Below are 16,572 nucleotides of genomic sequence, written 5' to 3' on the forward strand. Positions count from 1 at the left end.
GGCCCCGGCCACCGCGACGGTGACCGGGGCCGGGTTCATGCCGTTTACAACGGGATGTTGCCGTGGTCTCCGCGACGGGCGGGTGCCTCCGCAATCGCCGCGGCCAGCGCGCTGCGGGTGCCGGTAGGTTCGACGGTGCCGTCGATGACGCCGATCTCGATGGCGCGCGGCAGGCCGCCGGCGAGCACGGCGTGCTCCTGCGCGAGTTGGTTCTCCACCGCGGTGCGTTCGGCTTCGTCGACCTCGGCGAGGCGACGACGGTGCAGGATGCGGACGGCGGCGACGTGGCCCATGACCGCGATCTCGGCGTCGGGCCAAGCGAGCACCTTGGTGGCGCCGAGCGAGCGGGAGTTCATCGCGATGTAGGCGCCGCCGTACGTCTTGCGGGTCACGAGCGTCACCCGCGGCACGACGGCCTCGGCGAACGCGTGCAGCAGTTTCGCGCCGCGACGCACCACGCCGTCCCATTCCTGGCCGACGCCGGGCAGGTAGCCGGGCACGTCGACGAGCACCACCAACGGCACGCCGAACGCGTCGCACATCCGCACGAAGCGGGCGGCCTTCTCCGCGCTCGAGGAGTCGAGGCAGCCGCCCAGACGCATCGGGTTGTTGGCGATCACACCGACGGTGCGCCCACCGAGTCGACCCAGCGTGGTGACGATGTTCGGCGCCCAGCGCGGGTGGAGCTCCAACGGGGCGGAGTCGGTGTCGAGCAGGTCGGCGATCAGCGGGTGCACGTCGTAGGCGCGCTTCGCCGACGCGGGGAGGGTGGCCGCAAGGTCGCGGTCCTCCACCGAGGCGAGGTCCATCTCGCCTTGTGCGGCAAGCAGATCCACCAGTTGGCGGCCACGTTCGTAGGCCTCCTCGGTGGTCTCGGTAACGACGTGGACGACGCCCGAGCGGCGACCGTGCGGCTCGGGGCCGCCGAGTCGCAGCGCGTCGACCTGTTCGCCGGTGACCGACCGCACGACGTCGGGGCCGGTGACGAACACGCGTCCGTCGGGGCCGAGGATGACGATGTCGGTGAGGGCCGGGCCGTAGGCGGCGCCGCCGGCGGCGGGGCCGATGACGACCGAGATCTGCGGGATCTTGCCCGACGCGCGGGTCATGATCGCGAAGACCTCACCGACCGCGTGCAGCGACACGACACCCTCGGCGAGGCGGGCGCCACCGGAGTGCCACAGGCCCACCACCGGCACCTCGTCGGCGAGCGCGCGCTCGTAGGCCACCAGGATCGCCTTGCAGCCCTCCACGCCCATCGCGCCACCCTGGATGGTGGCGTCGGAGGCGAATGCGACGGCCTTGGTGCCGTCGACGGTGCCGACGGCCGACAGCACGCCGGTGGTGTCCTCGGCCGTGATGAGTTCGACCGAGCCCTCGTCGAAGAACTGCTCCAGCCGTTTGCGCGGGTTTCGGGGGTCGTCTGCGCGGTCGACCTTGGGTTTGGAGGCGGCCGATGCCGACGCGGATGCTTCGTTGGGTTGACGTGCCATCAGACGCTCTTCACCATCATGGCCACGTTGTGGCCGCCGAACCCGAAGGAGTTGTTGAGGGCGGCGATGTCGCCGTCAGGCAGCTTGCGCGCCTCGCCCGTGACGACGTCGAGCACGATGTCCGGGTCGGGGTTGTCGAGGTTGATCGTGGCGGGCACGAGGCGGTGGTGCACCGACAAGATGGTCAGCACGCCCTCGAGCGCGCCGGCCGCTCCGAGCAGGTGTCCGGTCATCGACTTGGTGGCGGTGACGCAGATGCCGTCGGTGGCGTCGCCGAAGGTGCGGCGGATCGCGTTCGACTCCGCAATGTCGCCGACCGGGGTCGACGTCGCGTGCGCGTTGATGTGGGCAACATCCTTGAGGGTCAGACCGGCTCGCTCGACGGCCTCGGTCATTGCGCGGCTCGCTCCCGCGCCCTCGGGCTCGGGTGCGGTGATGTGGTGGGCGTCGGCCGACACGCCGACGGACGCGAGTTCGGCGTAGATCTTCGCGCCGCGGGCCTTGGCGTGCTCGTAGGTCTCGAGCACGATGACGGCGGCCCCCTCACCCATCACGAAACCGTCGCGGTCCTTGTCGTAGGGGCGAGACGCGGCGGCCGGGTCGTCGTTGCGCTTCGACAGCGCCTGCATCGCGCTGAAGCCACCGATGGTGAGCGCGTGGATGGCGGCTTCGGTGCCACCCGCGACGACGACGTCGGCGCGGCCGGCGCGGATCATCTCTGCGGCGTAACCCATTGCTTCGGCGCCGGAGGCGCAGGCCGACACGGTGGTGTGGGCGCCGGCACGGGCACCGAGTTCGAGGGAGACATTGCCCGACGCGGTGTTCGGCATCAGCATCGGCACGGTGAGCGGGTAGATGCGCCGCGCGCCCTTCTCCTTCAGCACGTCGTACTGGGAAAGGAGGGTGTGGACGCCGCCGATGCCGGTGCCGATGGCGACACCGAGGCGTTCGGGGTCGACCTCCGGGGTGCCGGCGTCGGCCCATGCCTCGCGCGTCGCGATGAGTGCGTACTGGGCGGACGGGTCCATCCGGCGGGTCTCGACGCGGGCCAGAACCTCTGCGGGGTCTTGGGCGATCGAGGCGGCGAACGTGGTCGGCAGCTCGTACTGCTGCACCCAGTCGGCCTCGATGGTGCGGGCTCCGGATCGTCCGGCCAGCAGTGCGTCCCACGTCTCGACCGCCGTGCCACCCAGTGGTGTGGTGGCGCCGACTCCGGTGACGACGATGCGCGTGTCTGCGCTCATGGGGTGCGAACTCCTCGTGATTGGTGGCGCGTGGTGCGGGTGATGGACGGCATCCGTGGTGCGGTGCCTGATCCCGGGCGGGGTGGGTCGGCGGTCGCTGGTCCCTCCGACCCACCCGGTGCGGTGGAACCGCCGTCAGCCCTGGGCGTTCTTGATGTACTCGACGGCGTCGCCGACGGTCTTGAGGTTCTTCACCTCGTCGTCGGGGATGCGCACGCCGAACTTCTCCTCGGCGTTGACGACGATCGTCATCATCGACAGCGAGTCGATGTCGAGGTCCTCGGTGAAGGACTTGTCGAGCTGCACTTCCTTGACGTCGAGGCCGGTCTCCTCGTTGACGATCTCAGCGAGGCCCTCGAGAATTTCCTGGTCGCTCTGTGCCATCTTGGTGAACTCCTTGTTTGGTGTGTATTCCCTTGATTTTCAAGGGAACTGGGCTGACCCGGTTGTCCCGCCGAGCCGACGGGGGTCTTAGGGGAGGACGACGACCTGGGCCGCGTAGGCGAGCCCGGCGCCGAATCCGATCTGCAGCGCGAGACCGCCGTGCGGCGCCTCGCCCTCGCGCAACATCCGCTCGGTCGCCAACGGGATCGAGGCGGCCGAGGTGTTGCCCTGCTCGGCGATGTCGCGAGCGACGGGGATGTCGGCCGGCAACTTCAGCTGCTTGATCATCGCGTCGATGATCCGCATGTTCGCCTGGTGCGGGATGAACGCGTCGAGGTCGTCGGCGGTGATGCCGGCGGCTTCGAGCGCCTTCTGGGCGACGGGCGCCATGCCCCACACGGCCCACCGGAACACCGACTGGCCGGCCATGCCGATCGAGGGCCAAGTGCGCTCGTCTTCCGGCTGCTCGGCCCAGTCGCTGCGCACCTCGAGCCACGACCGACGCTGCTGGATGGTCGTCCAGTGCTCGCCGTCCGAACCCCACATGGTCGGGCCGATGCCGGGGGTGTCGGACGGACCGACGACCGCCGCACCGGCGCCGTCGGCGAAGATGAACGCGGTGCCGCGGTCGTACTTGTCGGTGAAGTCGGACAGCTTCTCGACGCCGACGACCAACACGTTACGGGCGCTGCCCGAACGCACCATGTCGTTCGCGAGGCTGATGCCGTAGCAGTAACCGGCGCACGCCGCCGAGATGTCGAAGGCGGGAATCCCGTTGAGCCCCAGGTTTGTCGCGATCAGCGGGGCAGCCGCGGGGGTCTGGAACGGGTGGGTGACGGTGGCGACGAGGAGAGCGTCGATCTGGGCGAGCTCGATGCCGGAGTTCTCGATCGCGTTGCGCGCGGCCGCCTCGGCCATGAAGGTGACCGTCTCCTGCTCGTTCGCGATGCGGCGGGTGATGATGCCCGACCGCTCCCGGATCCACTGGTCGGAGGAGTCGATGAACTCGCAGACCTCCTCGTTGGTGACGACCCGCTCGGGGCGGTAGCCGCCGACACCGAGGATGCGCGCGTGCTTGGCGCCCTCCGGTGCGACGAGGGTGCCGGTGTTCTTGGGGGAAACCATCTACAGCTCCGTGGGGTAGAGACGAAGGATCGGCTGACCGGGTGCGACGGGGTCACCATCGGACACCAGCCACTCGACGACCTGGCCACCGTGCAGCGCGGTGACGGGGGAGGAGTCGCGCAGGGTCGTGACCGAAGCGACCTCGGAGCCCGGCTCGACGGTGTCGCCGGCGGTGAGGTCGGCGATCTTGACGGTGCCCTTGGCGGGGGAGATGACCAGACGCCAGGTCGGGTCCATCGCCTGACGCGGCTCGCCGTGCTCGCGCAGCATGCGGTGGGCGGCCTCGAGATCGGCGGGAGTCTTGAGCGCGAGCGTCTCGACGCCCGGCAGACCGCGCTTGGCGAGGCCGACGAGCGTGCCGGCCGGCGGGATCTCGATGATCCCGGTGACGCCCATCGACTTCAACGTCTCCATCGTGAGGTCCCAGCGCACCGGGCTGCTCACCTGGGTGACGAGGCGGCGCAGCACCTCGACGCCGCTGTGCACGACCTGGCCGTCCTTGTTCGACACGATCGGCACCCGCGGGTCGTGCGTCGACATCGCGCGCGCGTAACCACCGAGCTTGGCGACGGCGGGGGCCATGTGCTCGGTGTGGAAGGCGCCGGCCACCGCGAGCGGGATCACGCGGGCCTTGGTGGGCGGGTCGGCCTTGAGCGCGTCGAGCTGCTCGGCGGTGCCGGCCGCGACGATCTGGCCGCCGCCGTTGCGGTTGGCGGGGGTGAGGCCGTGCTTCTCGAGCGTGGCGATCACCTCGGCCTCGTCGCCGCCGACGACGGCCGACATGCCGGTCGGGCGGACGGCGCTCGCCGCGGCCATGCCGTTGCCGCGCTCGCGCACGAACACCATCGCCTGCTCGGCCGACAGCACACCGGCGGCGGACGCGGCGGTGATCTCACCGACCGAGTGGCCGGCGCCCGCCCCGACGACACGGAAGCCGTCGGCGGGGTGGCTGAACAGGGCGAGCAGCGACACGAGGCCGGCGCCGACGATCAGCGGCTGCGCGACGGCGGTGTCCTTGATGGTGTCGGCGTCGGAGGTCGTCCCGTGCTCGACCAGGTCGATCGCGGCCACGGCGGACAGCCAACTGAGGCGGTCGCGGAAGCCGGGAAGCTCGAGCCAGGGGGCAAGGAAGCCGGGGGTCTGGGAGCCCTGTCCAGGGCAGACGATTGCGAGCACGATTCAACTCTCCCGTGCACCGCCCGCCGGGACGGTCACCGAATCCGACGAAGATCGCCGGAACGAGTTTGGAGGAATCGTCAACGACGGTCGGGCGTGCCGGGCAGTGCGGCGTACATCATCCCGAGCCGGACGGCGAACGCATCGCGGGCGCCGGTGATGTCGAATCCGCTGTCCTCCTCGAACTTTCCCAGGCGGTATCGCACCGTGTTGGGGTGCACGAACAGGGCGCGTGCGGTGGCTTCGAGGCTGTTGCACTCCAGGAATGCGGTGACCGTGTCGCGGGCGCTGGCCCGCACCTTCAGCGCGTCGGACACCCGGTCGGTGAGTTGGCGGCGGGCCCGCTGGTCACCGCCCAAGGCGCGCTCGGCGAGCAACTCGTCGGCATGACACGGACGCGGCGCGCTCGGCCAGGCGGCCGCCGCGGTGAATCCCGACTGGGCAGCGCGGGCGGAGCGGCCGGCGGCGAACACGTGCGGCACCAACGGACCGACCACCACGGGCCCGTCACCCCACAGATCGGCGAGGTCGGCAGCCACCGACATCGGGTCGGCGACATTGCCGAGGATCGCGATGAGGCGCCGTCCCTGCACCGCAGCGAGCGCCTCGGCGCCGATCCGCAGGGCGACCCGCCGGATCGCGTCGACGGTCTCGGTTGCCGCGCCCCGCGGCGCGTTTCCGGCGATGACCACGATGTCCTTGACGTCGTCCCAACCCAGCGCCGACACCCGCGAACGCAAGGAGTCGTCGGCCTCGGCGCGCAACACCGCGTCGATCACCAGCGACTCCAGCCGGGCGTCCCACGCGCCGCGGGTCTCGGCCGCCTGCGCGTACACCTGGGCGCAGGCGAACGCGACCTCACGCGAGTAGGTGAGCACCGCGGCGAGGAGTTCGGGTTGTTCGGGCGGGTCGGCCAGGGTCGGCACCGTCTTCTCGACGACATCGACCGTGGTGCGCACCAGGTCGAGGGTGTGTTGCAGGGTGATCGACCGGGCGAGCTCACGCGGCGCGGTGCCGAAGACGTCGGCGGCGATCGGCGGCAGTTCGTGCGGTTCGGCGTGCCACGCGATGAACGCGGCGATGCCCGCGTGCGCCACCATGCCGACCCAGGAGCGTTCTTCGGCGGGCAGCGCGCGGTACCACGGCAGCTCGTCCTCCATCCGCTGCACGGCGGTGGTCGCCATCGCGCCGGCAGCCGCCTGGAGTCGGCGATGGGTGTTCTCCGCGGCGGTCATCGCTCCACCCTATTTGTAGGACATTCACCAAACCATCGCTGTTCGGCGATTCGTCATCCCGTAGTCACCCGCCGCGGCTGCGGACACGCTGGCATGGAGGGATGAACCGTCGAACGTTCGCATGCCTCGTCACAGCCGGCGCCGCCTCCGCCGTAGTCGCCTCCACTTCCGCCGCCTCCGCCACCCCCGGCGGCAACAACCGCGGACGCCGTCCCGGAACCCCCATCGTCGTGGGACACCGTGGAGCCTCGGGTTACCGACCCGAGCACACGTTGGCGTCCTACACGTTGGCCGCCCACATGGGCGCCGACTTCATCGAGCCCGACCTGGTGACCACCAAGGACGGCGTGCTGGTCTGCCGGCACGAGCCGGAGATCGGTGGCACCACCGACGTCTCGAAGCGGCCCGAGTTCGCCTCGCGTCGCACCACCAAGAACCTCGACGGTGTGGCCACCACCGGATGGTTCGCCGAGGACTTCACCCTCGCCGAGCTGCGCACGCTGCGTGCCGTCGAGCGGCTGCCGGAACTGCGGCAGCACAACACCGTCTACGACGGCCTGTGGCAGGTGCCCACCTTCGAGGAAGTGCTCAAGCTGCGCGAGCAGCTCACCAAGGAGCTCGGGCGCAGCATCGGTGTCTACCCCGAGACCAAGCACCCGACGTACTTCCGCGACCAGGGAAAGCCGTTGGAGGAGAAGCTGGTTCCGCTGCTGCGCAAGTATCACCTCGACGCGCCGAAGGCCCCGGTCTTCGTGCAGTCGTTCGAGTTGCAGAACCTCATCGACCTGCGCACGAAATTCAAGGTGAAGGCTCCGCTGGTGTTCCTCGCCACCGCCACCGGCAAGCCGTACGGCGACACCCGCAGCTACGACGAACTGCTCTCGCGCACCGGCATGAAGGCCTGGGCGAAGTACATCGACGGCGTCGGCCCCGACACCAAGCGGGTCATCCCGGTGAAGGCCGACGGCACTCTCGGCTCGCCGACGAGCCTGGTCGCCGACGCGCACGCGAACGGGCTGCAGGTGTGCCCGTGGACGGTGCGTGCGGAGAACAGCTTCCTGCCGGTCGACTACCGCACCGGCGCGAACCCGGCGGACTTCGGACGCGTCCTCGACTTCTTCGCGCAGCTGTGGAAGACAGGTCTCGACGGCATCTTCAGCGACATGCCCGACCTAGCGGTGCTGTCGCGCAAGCTCACCCTCGACATCTGACCGGTCGAGCGCCGAGCCCGCGAAAGTTTGCTCGCCTGCACGCCTAGCCGGTCGTGCGCGTGCCACGCCGGAACTGCGTGCGCACGATCTCGTCGGCGGTGATGGGCTCGAACATGCGCCGAACCTACTACCCACACAGACGAGGCAGGCCCAGCAACATCAAACGAGTCAGCCCAGGCATCAGTAGCCAGTGGTGGCTGCCACGGTGACCACGCTGGAAGGCTCACGCGGCGGAACGGCTGAGGCCCCCAGCAGGAACGGAGTGACTGCTGGGGGCCTCAGGGCCGAGGGAGCCGCAAGAAGTTATGCATCGCCTCCGGCGTTGCCGGAGGTACCGGCACGCACGTCGAGCAGCTGGTACTTCTCGGCGGCCTGCTTCGGGTAGCTCGGGTCGAGCTCACCGCGTTCGACGAGCATCTGCAGCGCACGCACCGCCATCGACGGGCCGTCGATGTGGAAGTAGCGTCGCGCTGCCGGGCGGGTGTCGGAGAAGCCGAACCCGTCGGCGCCGAGGGAGGCGAACTCCTGCGGCACCCACTGACGCACCTGGTCCTGCACCGCACGCATCCAGTCGGACGTCGCGACGACGGGGCCGGGGGCGCCCTGCAACTTCTGGGTGATGTAGGGAACGACCGGCTCCTCCTGCGGGTGGAGGAAGTTGTGCTCGTCGGCGGCCAGGCCGTCGCGGCGCAGTTCGCCCCACGAGGTGACCGACCAGACGTCGGCCACGACGCCCCAGTCGTCCTTGAGCAGCTGCTGTGCTTCGAGGGCCCACGGCACACCGACACCGGAGGCGAGCAACTGCACCCGGCGGGCGTCGTCGCCGACACCTTCGAAGCTGCCTTCGGACAGCTTGTAGATGCCCTTGAGGATGCCGTCGACGTCGACGTCGTCGGGCTCCTTGGGCTGCTGCATCGGCTCGTTGTAGACCGTCAGGTAGTAGATGACGTTCTCGGGCTTGTCACCGAACATGCGCCGCACACCGTCCTGCATGATGTGCGCGATCTCGTAGGCGTAGGCCGGGTCGTAGGCCACGATCGCCGGGTTGGTGGCGGCGAGCAGCAGGCTGTGACCGTCGGCGTGCTGCAGGCCCTCACCGGTGAGGGTGGTGCGACCGGCGGTGGCGCCGACGAGGAAGCCGCGGGTCATCTGGTCGGCGGCCGCCCAGATGCTGTCACCGGTGCGCTGGAAGCCGAACATCGAGTAGAAGATGTAGAGCGGCACCATCGGTTCGTCGTGCGTTGCGTACGAGGTGCCTGCCGCGGTGAACGCCGCGACAGATCCGGCCTCGTTGATGCCCATGTGGAGGATCTGCCCCTGCGGCGACTCCTTGTAGGCGAGCATCAGCTCGGCGTCGACCGAGTGGTAGTTCTGCCCGTGCGGGTTGTAGATCTTCAGCGTCGGGAAGAAGCTGTCCATGCCGAAGGTGCGCGCCTCGTCGGGGATGATCGGCACCAGACGGTTGCCGAACTCCTTCTCGCGCATCATGTCCTTCAGGATCCGCACCAACGCCATCGTGGTGGCGACCTGCTGCTTGCCCGAACCCTTCTTCGCCTGCGCGTAGGCCGAGTCGGGTGGCAAGGTGAGCGGCTTGGACGTGGTGCGCCGCGACGGCAGCCCACCACCGAGCTTCGCGCGGCGGTCACGCATGTACTTGATCGCCTCGTCGTTCTCACCCGGGTGGTAGTACGGCGGCAGGTAGGGGTTCTCCTCGAGCACGGCGTCGCTGATCGGGATCTTCAGCGAGTCGCGGAAGGCCTTGAGGTCGTCGAGCGTCAGCTTCTTCATCTGGTGGGTCGCGTTGCGGCCGGCGAAGTGGGTGCCGAGGCTGTAGCCCTTGATCGTCTTGGCGAGGATGACGGTCGGCTGACCCTGGTGCTCCAACGCCGCCTTGTACGCCGCGTACACCTTGCGGTAGTCGTGACCGCCGCGCTTCAAGCGCCACCAGATGTCCTCGTCCGACCAGTCGGCGACCATCGCCTTGGTGCGCGGGTCGCGGCCGAAGAAGTTGTCGCGCACGTACTTTCCGTCGTTGGCGCGGAAGGTCTGGTAGTCACCGTCGGACGTCGAGTTCATCAGGTTGACCAGGGCGCCGTCGCGGTCGGCCGCGAGCAGCGGGTCCCAGCCGCGACCCCACACGGCCTTGATGACGTTCCAGCCGGCTCCGCGGAAGAACGACTCCAACTCCTGGATGATCTTGCCGTTGCCGCGCACCGGGCCGTCGAGTCGCTGCAGGTTGCAGTTGATGACGAAGGTGAGGTTGTCGAGCTCCTCGCCGGCCGCCAACTGCAGCAGACCACGCGACTCCGGCTCGTCCATCTCGCCGTCACCGAGGAACGCCCACACGTGCTGCTGGCTGGTGTCCTTGATGCCGCGGTTGTGCAGGTAACGGTTGAACTGTGCCTGGTGGATCGCGTTCATCGGGCCGATGCCCATCGACACCGTCGGGAACTCCCAGAACCCGGGCATGTTGCGCGGGTGCGGATAGGACGGCAGACCGGCCGCCTTGCCGTCGATGAGGTGGGAGTGCTCCTGGCGGAAACCGTCCAGCTGCTCGGTGGTCAGGCGACCCTCGAGGAACGCACGGGAGTACATGCCGGGGGAGGCGTGACCTTGGAAGAAGACCTGGTCGCCGCCGCCCGGGTGGTCCTTGCCACGGAAGAAGTGGTTGAAACCCACCTCGTACAACGTGGCCGCCGAGGCGTAGGTGGAGATGTGGCCACCGACCGAGATCTCCGGACGCTGCGCGCGGTGCACCATGATCGCTGCGTTCCAACGGAGCCACGCGCGGTAGCGGCGCTCCACCTCCTCGTCACCGGGGAACCACGGCTCCGACTCCGGCGGGATGGTGTTGATGTAGTCGGTGGTCGTCAGGGAGGGGATGCCCACCTGGCGCTCGCGTGCGCGCTCGAGCAGTTTGAGCATGACGTAACGAGCGCGGTTACGACCGCCGGCGTCGATGATCCCGTCCAGGGACTCGAGCCACTCCTGCGTCTCTTCCGGATCGATGTCCGGCAGTTGAGAGGGAAGGCCGTTGAGGATCGGGCCCGAGGTGGGTTCTGGTGACACGATTGGCTCCTTCGCGTACATGATTCGCAAAGTCCATCAAACACCGCCGAGGTTCATCGCGCACCGGCGAGGCCCGTTACTTTCCGGTAGTTCGGTGCGTGGGCCGGTAGGTTGCAAAGGGCGGGGCAACCGGATGGACTGTGCCCATCTGTAACCTCGGATCATCGAGGCGGCACCAGTCGTCAGCCGACCGACGTCGGAGCTCGAGGAACACACTGGGAAAGGGACATGGTCAAGGACGCAGTTGAGGGGACCTGGGTGAACCGGGTCGGGTTCACGCAGGGACAGGTCGTTCTGGAAATCGGTTGGGACGAGGACGTCGACGACGCGCTCCGCGAGAACGTCGAAACCGTCGTCGGTTCCCCGCTCGAAGAAGACCAGTTCGACGGAGTCGTCGACGCCGTCCTGCTGTGGTGGCGCGACGGGGACGGCGACCTCATCGACGATTGCGTCGATGCACTGACCACGTTGGCCGACAAGGGATTCCTCGTCGTCATGGTGCCCCAGGCGGGCCACCCCGACCACGTCGAAGCCGCCGAGATCGAAGAAGCCGCCCAGACCGTCGGGCTCAAGGCGAGCTCCACCGCGAAGGCCGGTGCGTGGATCGCCACCAAGCTCGTCCAGGGCGGCACCCAGAAGCAGCGCTGAACCGGCGCGACCCGTTCAGCCCACCCAGCCCCCGCCGACCACCCGTCGGCATCACACGCACGCAGTGCGGAAAGGACATCTCCATGTCTGCAAAGCAGGTCGGCGAACAGGCCCCCGCGTTCACCGCGAAGGACCAGTTCGGCCAGGAAGTCACCCTCACCGGACTCACCGGTGACAAGGCCACCCTCCTGGTCTTCTACCCCTTCGCGTTCTCCGGCATCTGCACCGGCGAACTCTGCTCCATCCGCGACGCCATCTCGCGGTTCGTCAACGACAAGGTGCAGGTCGTCGGCATCTCCTGCGACCCGATCTTCACCCAGCGTGCGTGGGCCGAGGACCAGGGCTACGACTTCCCGCTGCTGTCCGACTTCTGGCCGCACGGCTCCATCGCCAAGGACTACGGCGTGTTCAACGAGGACGCCGGCATGGCCATCCGCGGCACCTTCCTGGTCGACACCACCGGCAAGATCGTCTGGACGCAGGTCAACGCCCCCGGCGAGGCGCGCGACTTCGCCGGCTACGACGACGCCGTTTCGGCCCTCGGCTGAAACCCCACTAACCTTGACCAACCGCGCACCCGACGGTGCGCGGTTCAGGGCCTGTAGCTCAGTTGGTAGAGCACCGCGTTTACACCGCGGGTGTCGTCGGTTCGAGGCCGGCCGGGCCCACTTCCGTTTCTTGAACGGCTCCCGTTTTCTTGCACGGCTCCTGGCACTCCTGCTGTTGAGCACCCCCGTCCGGCCTTCGCCCGTGCGAGGTCGGGGCGAACATTAGGGTTGGGCGCATGACCTCAGCTGCCGAACCTGCCGAAACGGATCGCGCGGCCCGACTCGCGGACGTCGTCGCCGCGCTCGAGGAGTTCTACCCATCGGCGTCGGCGGCGTCGTGGGACAAGGTCGGGCTGGTCAGCGGCGATCCCGAACAACCGGTGCAACGGGTGCGGTTCGCCGTCGACCCGACCCTCTCCGTGATCGAGGCCGCCCGCGACGACGGCGTCGACCTGCTCGTCACCCACCACCCGCTGCTCCTGCGCGGCGTGCACTCCGTGGCGACTACTTCGGCCAAGGGCGCCGCGGTCACCGCGCTCGTCGTGTCGGATCTTGCGCTCTACTGCGCCCACACGAACGCCGACGTCGCGCGTCCCGGCGTCAACGACGCCCTCGCCGGGGCCTGTGGCCTGCCCGACGGCTGCGACGCCCTCGACGAAGAGGACGGCCAGCCGATCGGACGTGTCGGTGACCTGCCGGAACCGTTGACCCTCAAGGAATTCGCCCAGCGGCTCGCGGCTGAGCTCCCCGGCGCCCCGGTCGGCGTCCGGGTGAGTGGTGACCCGGCGGCCCAGGTGCGGCGGGTTGCGGTGCTCGGCGGCGCCGGCGACGACCGGTTCGACGTCGTGCGACGCAGCGGCGCGGACGTCTACGTCACGGCAGACCTGCGCCACCACCCGGCGCTCGAAGCACGGGAGGAAGTCCGCGGGGGCACGCCGTACCTCATCGATGCCGGCCACTGGGCCACCGAATCGCTGTGGTTGGCGGCCGCCGCCGATCGGTTGCGTGAACGGCTGGCCGAAACCGGTCTTACAGTTGACACCGACATCTGCACGATCCGCACCGACCCCTGGGACTTCCTCGTCGCCGGACCCGAGGCGGCCGCGCAGAACGACCTGACCTAGGTATGGAACACAAGAGCACAGTGGGAGCTGACCGATGAACGCCGACCTCGCCAAGCAGTGGCGCATGCTCGACCTGCAGGCCCTCGACACCCGGCTCACCCAGCTCGCCCACAAGAAGCGGATGCTGCCGGTGCTCGCCGAGCTCGAAACGGCCACCAAACAGCAGGCCGAGCTCTTCGAGGAGGTGGTGCTCGCCCGCACCGCCGCCCAGGACGTCGAACGCGAGATCACCAAGGCCGAAGACGCCGTGCAACTGGTGCGTGACCGCGCGGCCCGCAACCAGCAACGGCTCGACGCCGGCCAGGGCTCGCCGAAGGACCTGCAGGGCATGCAACACGAGCTCGAGACCCTCGCCCGCCGCCAGGCCGAGCTCGAGGACGAAGAACTCGCCGTGATGGAGCGAGCCGAGGAACTGCGGGCCACCCTCGCCCGACGCGAAGCGCAGAAGGCCGAGGTCGACGAGAAGATCGTCAGCCTCACCAACCAGCGCGACGAAGCCATCGCCGAGATCGACAAGGAGTCGAACTCCGTTGCGGCACAGCGCGATCAGGTTGCTCCCGGCTTGGGCGCAGACCTGCTCGGGCTCTACGAGAAGGTGCGCGAGCAGTGCGGTGGCCTCGCCGCCGCGGCGCTCACCCAGCGACGCTGCGGTGGTTGCGGATTGGAGCTGAACGCCTCCGAACTCGCCCGTTTCCGCAACGCGCCCGAGAACGAGATCCTGCGCTGCGAGGACTGCCGCCGGATCGTCGTGCGCACCTCCGAGTCGGGCCTGTGAGTCGAGCCGCTCGGCAACGCACCCTGATCGTCGAGGCCGACGGTGGCTCCCGGGGCAACCCCGGAGTTGCCGGTTACGGTGCGCTGGTCCGTGACCCCGACAGCGGCCGGATCATCGCCCGGCGGGCCGAACCACTCGGCGTGGCGAGCAACAACGTCGCCGAGTACTCCGGGTTGATCGCCGGTCTCACCGCGGCGTACGCGATCGACCCCGGTGCCCGGGTCGAGGTGCGGATGGACTCCAAACTCGTCGTCGAGCAGATGTCGGGACGTTGGAAGATCAAGCACGAGGACATGAAGCGGCTCGCGCTCGAGGCCCGCGAGGTGGCCCAGGCGATCGCGGCGGCCGGTGGGTCGGTGAGCTACTCCTGGATCCCGCGCGAGAAGAACAAGGACGCCGACGCCCTCTCCAATGACGGCATGGACGGCCGGTCGATCAGCGAGGACCTCTGGGAGACAGCGGATTCCGGGGATGCGGTCGACGTCGAAGAACCCGAGGTGTCGGCCGCCGACGTCGTCGCCGACGCCGACGCCGAGGCCGGAGCGGCCGCGGAACCGGTTCAGGCGCAGCGGATGTCGGCCGGTCGTGAGCGCCCGGTGCGCCTGCTGCTGGTGCGGCACGCAGTCACCGACTTCACCGTGACCGGACGGCTCGACGGGCGCGGCGGCCCCAACCCCGACCTCAACGACGAGGGGCTCGCGCAGGCGCGCGCGGTCGCAGCCGGCATCGACGCCAAGGTCGGCAGCCTGCCGGTGCGGTTCATCGCGTCCGACCTGTCGCGGGCACAGGACACCATTCGTCCGGCCGCTCGGGCGCGCGGTCTGGAGGTGGAGGTCGACCCCGACTGGGACGAGCAGAACTTCGGCGAGTGGGACGGTGAGCTGCTGCGGGATCTGGTGCAGAACAAGGACTTCCGGCGTCTGCGTGACGACGAGGCCTATGCGGCGCCCGGTGGCGGCGAGACGCACCGTGAACTGGTGGAGCGGGTGCGTGGTGCGCTCGGCCGGGCGCTCGCGTCGGCGCCGGACGGTGGGGTGGTGGTCGTCGCGTCCCACCGCAAGCCGATCATGGTGGTGCTCGCAGACCTGCTCGGCATCGACCTCACCCACGCGTGGATGCTGTCGATCGGCCCGGCGTCGTTCACAGGTCTCGAACTGTGGTCCGACGGCCACGGCACGATCAGCTTCGTGAACGATACGAACCACCTGCGAGCACGGTAAGCAGCAGCACAGCAGGCCCGCGCGGTGCGTCGATCGACCACACCGCACGAGCCGCTCAGCGGAGTAGGTCAGCAGTAGATCAGCAGTGGATCAGCAGTAGGAGCGTCATGGACCAGCAGCCGCACGACGGGTTCGCCCCCGACACGATCGCAGTGCGTGGAGGCCTGGCGCGCAGCGGTTTCGAAGAGACTTCCGAGGCGCTCTACCTCACGTCCGGGTTCGTGTACGAGAGCGCGGAGGACGCCGAGCGGGCGTTCACCGGCGAGGTCGACCGGTTCGTCTACAGCCGCTACGGCAACCCGACGGTCGCGACGTTCGAGGAGCGTCTGCGCCAGCTCGAGGGTGCGCAGGCCTGCTACGCCACCGGATCGGGCATGGGTGCGGTCTTCACCGCGCTGGCTGCCCTGCTCGGGGCGGGCGACCGCGTCGTCGCCGCGCGCGGGCTGTTCGGTTCGTGCTTCGTGATCCTCGACGAGATCCTGCCGCGCTGGGGCGTCGAGACCGTGTTCGTCGACGGCCCCGACCTCGCGCAGTGGGAGGAGGCGCTGTCGAAGCCGACCGCCGCGGTGTTCTTCGAGACGCCGAGCAACCCGATGCAGGAGCTCATCGACATCGCCCGCGTCAGCGAACTCGCCCACGCCGTCGGTGCGCAGGTCGTCGTCGACAACGTGTTCGGCACGCCGGTGTTCTCCAAGCCGCTCGAACACGGCGCCGACATCGTCGTCTACTCCGCCACCAAGCACATCGACGGTCAGGGCCGGGTGCTCGGCGGCGCGATCCTCGGGCCGAAGGAGTACATCCACGGCCCCGTCGAGAACCTCCTGCGTCACACCGGTCCGTCGATGTCGGCGTTCAACGCCTGGGTGCTCGTCAAGGGGTTGGAGACGATGCGGCTGCGGGTCGAGCAGATGGCTCGGTCGGCCGTCGCGGTCGCCGAGGCGCTGGCGAATCACTCTGCGGTGGAAGCTGTTTGGTACCCGTTCCTCGAGTCGCACCCGCAGCACGAGCTGGCCCGCCGGCAGATGACCGGTGGTGGCACGGTCGTGACGTTCCGCCTCGCCGGCGGCAAGGCGGAGGCGTTCGCGTTGATGAACGCGCTGCAGGTGATCGACATCTCCAACAACCTCGGCGACTCCAAGTCGTTGATCACCCACCCGGCGACCACCACGCACCGGCGGATGGGGGAGGAGGCCCGCCTCGCGATCGGAATCACCGACGGTGTGCTGCGTATCTCGGTCGGCCTGGAGGACACCGGCGACATCATCCGCGACCTCACTGCCGCACTGGGCTGACGAACCCGGCTGACGAAGCCCGCTGCGA

Annotated in this window: 14 protein-coding genes and 1 tRNA gene; 8 read left to right on the plus strand and 7 right to left on the minus strand. The window is 69.0% G+C overall.

Annotated elements, in window-relative coordinates; genetic code table 11:
* Window positions 1–44: 44 nt before the first annotated feature.
* The 6 genes from DFJ65_RS09315 to DFJ65_RS09340 all read right to left on the minus strand — a co-directional run bounded on the left by DFJ65_RS09315 (window position 45) and on the right by DFJ65_RS09340 (window position 6,657).
* On the minus strand, window positions 45–1,493 hold the full coding sequence (locus DFJ65_RS09315; RefSeq protein WP_115922788.1) for an acyl-CoA carboxylase subunit beta: 1,449 nt from the start codon (window positions 1,491–1,493) through the stop codon (window positions 45–47).
* Complete coding sequence (gene fabF / locus DFJ65_RS09320; RefSeq protein WP_115922789.1) at window positions 1,493–2,737, minus strand: beta-ketoacyl-ACP synthase II; 1,245 nt, start codon at window positions 2,735–2,737, stop codon at window positions 1,493–1,495. The genes DFJ65_RS09315 and fabF overlap by 1 nt, the downstream gene beginning before the upstream one ends.
* Before the next feature lie 135 nt (window positions 2,738–2,872).
* Window positions 2,873–3,121, minus strand: coding sequence for an acyl carrier protein (locus DFJ65_RS09325; RefSeq protein WP_115922790.1), 249 nt, complete (start codon window positions 3,119–3,121; stop codon window positions 2,873–2,875).
* A gap of 87 nt (window positions 3,122–3,208) precedes the next feature.
* Window positions 3,209–4,246: a beta-ketoacyl-ACP synthase III gene (locus DFJ65_RS09330; protein WP_115922791.1), complete on the minus strand. Its 1,038-nt coding sequence runs from the start codon at window positions 4,244–4,246 to the stop codon at window positions 3,209–3,211.
* Complete coding sequence (locus DFJ65_RS09335) at window positions 4,247–5,422, minus strand: acyltransferase domain-containing protein (RefSeq protein WP_115922792.1); 1,176 nt, start codon at window positions 5,420–5,422, stop codon at window positions 4,247–4,249.
* Between the two features lie 80 nt (window positions 5,423–5,502).
* The gene (locus DFJ65_RS09340) at window positions 5,503–6,657 is read right to left on the minus strand and encodes a PucR family transcriptional regulator (RefSeq protein WP_115922793.1); all 1,155 of its coding nucleotides are present in this window, start codon (window positions 6,655–6,657) and stop codon (window positions 5,503–5,505) included.
* 101 nt (window positions 6,658–6,758) lie between these two features.
* Between DFJ65_RS09340 and DFJ65_RS09345 the strand changes: the two genes are divergently transcribed.
* Window positions 6,759–7,868, plus strand: coding sequence for a glycerophosphodiester phosphodiesterase (locus DFJ65_RS09345; protein ID WP_115922794.1), 1,110 nt, complete (start codon window positions 6,759–6,761; stop codon window positions 7,866–7,868).
* A 303-nt stretch (window positions 7,869–8,171) separates the two neighbouring features.
* Here DFJ65_RS09345 and aceE read toward each other — a convergent pair whose 3' ends face one another.
* Complete coding sequence (aceE, locus tag DFJ65_RS09350) at window positions 8,172–10,937, minus strand: pyruvate dehydrogenase (acetyl-transferring), homodimeric type (RefSeq protein ID WP_425452976.1); 2,766 nt, start codon at window positions 10,935–10,937, stop codon at window positions 8,172–8,174.
* 228 nt (window positions 10,938–11,165) lie between these two features.
* On the opposite strand from aceE, the gene DFJ65_RS09355 reads away from it, so the two are divergent.
* From DFJ65_RS09355 to DFJ65_RS09385, 7 genes are all read left to right on the plus strand, one after another.
* Complete coding sequence (locus DFJ65_RS09355) at window positions 11,166–11,585, plus strand: DUF3052 domain-containing protein (RefSeq protein ID WP_115922796.1); 420 nt, start codon at window positions 11,166–11,168, stop codon at window positions 11,583–11,585.
* Window positions 11,586–11,668: 83 nt separating this feature from the next.
* Window positions 11,669–12,133 (plus strand): peroxiredoxin, encoded by a 465-nt coding sequence (locus tag DFJ65_RS09360; protein WP_115922797.1) that lies wholly within the window; start codon window positions 11,669–11,671, stop codon window positions 12,131–12,133.
* Between the two features lie 47 nt (window positions 12,134–12,180).
* Window positions 12,181–12,253 (plus strand) — tRNA-Val (locus tag DFJ65_RS09365).
* Between the two features lie 116 nt (window positions 12,254–12,369).
* Window positions 12,370–13,257, plus strand: coding sequence for a Nif3-like dinuclear metal center hexameric protein (locus DFJ65_RS09370; RefSeq protein WP_115922798.1), 888 nt, complete (start codon window positions 12,370–12,372; stop codon window positions 13,255–13,257).
* A gap of 34 nt (window positions 13,258–13,291) precedes the next feature.
* Entirely contained in the window at window positions 13,292–14,032 is a 741-nt protein-coding gene (locus tag DFJ65_RS09375) for a zinc ribbon domain-containing protein (protein ID WP_115922799.1), read from the plus strand.
* Complete coding sequence (locus tag DFJ65_RS09380) at window positions 14,029–15,252, plus strand: bifunctional RNase H/acid phosphatase (RefSeq protein WP_115922800.1); 1,224 nt, start codon at window positions 14,029–14,031, stop codon at window positions 15,250–15,252. Before DFJ65_RS09375 ends, DFJ65_RS09380 begins: the two co-directional genes overlap by 4 nt.
* A gap of 107 nt (window positions 15,253–15,359) precedes the next feature.
* Window positions 15,360–16,544, plus strand: coding sequence for an O-succinylhomoserine sulfhydrylase (locus tag DFJ65_RS09385; RefSeq protein ID WP_115922801.1), 1,185 nt, complete (start codon window positions 15,360–15,362; stop codon window positions 16,542–16,544).
* The last annotated feature ends 28 nt before the right edge of the window (window positions 16,545–16,572 follow it).

The organism is Calidifontibacter indicus (genome assembly GCF_003386865.1).
GTDB lineage: Bacteria > Actinomycetota > Actinomycetes > Actinomycetales > Dermatophilaceae > Yimella > Yimella indica.

Coding starts and splice junctions, on each gene's coding strand:
- DFJ65_RS09385 (WP_115922801.1), top strand. CDS start 15,360: ATGGACCAGCAGCCGCACGACGGGTTCGCCCCCGACACGATCGCAGTG.
- DFJ65_RS09375 (WP_115922799.1), top strand. CDS start 13,292: ATGAACGCCGACCTCGCCAAGCAGTGGCGCATGCTCGACCTGCAGGCC.
- DFJ65_RS09345 (WP_115922794.1), top strand. CDS start 6,759: ATGAACCGTCGAACGTTCGCATGCCTCGTCACAGCCGGCGCCGCCTCC.
- DFJ65_RS09360 (WP_115922797.1), top strand. CDS start 11,669: ATGTCTGCAAAGCAGGTCGGCGAACAGGCCCCCGCGTTCACCGCGAAG.
- DFJ65_RS09370 (WP_115922798.1), top strand. CDS start 12,370: ATGACCTCAGCTGCCGAACCTGCCGAAACGGATCGCGCGGCCCGACTC.
- fabF (WP_115922789.1), bottom strand. CDS start 2,737: ATGAGCGCAGACACGCGCATCGTCGTCACCGGAGTCGGCGCCACCACA.
- DFJ65_RS09315 (WP_115922788.1), bottom strand. CDS start 1,493: ATGGCACGTCAACCCAACGAAGCATCCGCGTCGGCATCGGCCGCCTCC.
- DFJ65_RS09340 (WP_115922793.1), bottom strand. CDS start 6,657: ATGACCGCCGCGGAGAACACCCATCGCCGACTCCAGGCGGCTGCCGGC.
- DFJ65_RS09325 (WP_115922790.1), bottom strand. CDS start 3,121: ATGGCACAGAGCGACCAGGAAATTCTCGAGGGCCTCGCTGAGATCGTC.
- DFJ65_RS09355 (WP_115922796.1), top strand. CDS start 11,166: ATGGTCAAGGACGCAGTTGAGGGGACCTGGGTGAACCGGGTCGGGTTC.
- DFJ65_RS09330 (WP_115922791.1), bottom strand. CDS start 4,246: ATGGTTTCCCCCAAGAACACCGGCACCCTCGTCGCACCGGAGGGCGCC.